At 40.9% G+C, this 789-nt stretch carries 2 protein-coding genes; both read right to left on the bottom strand.

Annotation, left to right across the window (positions count from 1 at the left end; genetic code table 11):
* Window positions 1-165: FAD-dependent oxidoreductase (locus HC176_RS15575; protein ID WP_167919896.1), on the bottom strand; the 165-nt coding region annotated here is incomplete at its 3' end.
* Window positions 162-761, bottom strand: coding sequence for a mercuric transport protein MerTP (merTP, locus tag HC176_RS15570; protein ID WP_167919894.1), 600 nt, complete (start codon window positions 759-761; stop codon window positions 162-164). The genes HC176_RS15575 and merTP, both read right to left, overlap by 4 nt.
* Window positions 762-789 lie beyond the last annotated feature (28 nt).

The following is a 789-nucleotide window of genomic DNA, read 5'->3' as shown; positions in this document are numbered from 1 at the left end:
AGCACCAATAATTATCTTTTTCGGGTCACAACCACGAAGAGCACAAGTTCCACCATAAGGCAAGTCATCTGTCACTGCTACTTTTAATCCTTTGGAAGCACATTTGTTTGCAACAGTCATACCCGACATACCTGAACCTATTACTATAACATCATATTTCTTCATGGTCTTTCTACTTTTGTGACTTTATATCCTGTTCGTTCAATTGCCGTTTTTACTTCTTCAACGTTCGTGCGTGTACTATCAAATTCGACTACGGTATTACCATCTTCGTAAGACACTTGGCAGGAGACAATGCCGTTTAACCTATTAACTTCGGATTTTACATGACCCTCACATCCAGCGCAGGTCATACCGCTTACTAAAAATTCCATGGTCTGAATGTTTTTCTCCTGCACAAACACAACCTCCTTCTCATTGGAAGGATAAAAAGCTTCTGCATAGTAAGGGAATGCCAGACTCAGAGCAACAAAAACAGTTACTCCACCCAAAAATGTTCTGGATTGGAAGAAAGAAGGTTCGGATTTCGTGTCACAACCACAATCATCATCTTGTGTAGCCTTCAGGTTCAAATACCAAGCGAATCCTAAAGCAACCAATGAAACTATTACAAGAGGCCATCTGAAAGGCTCCATCCAATCAAATGCGCCCGCAATGCCTCCCGTTCCAGCTACTATGGCAAGTACAGGAGTTATGCAACAAAGGGAACTGGCGATACCAGTTAAAATCCCCACTCCAAGTAGATTATTTTTTGCTTTCATATAGTTTCAGGTTGATGGTTCAATAAAT

It is taken from the genome of Tamlana crocina (genome assembly GCF_012037625.1).
Note: the sequence above shows the minus strand (reverse complement) of the source record. Positions and strands in the feature narration are given on the sequence as shown.

Coding starts and splice junctions, on each gene's coding strand:
- merTP (WP_167919894.1), bottom strand. CDS start 761: ATGAAAGCAAAAAATAATCTACTTGGAGTGGGGATTTTAACTGGTATC.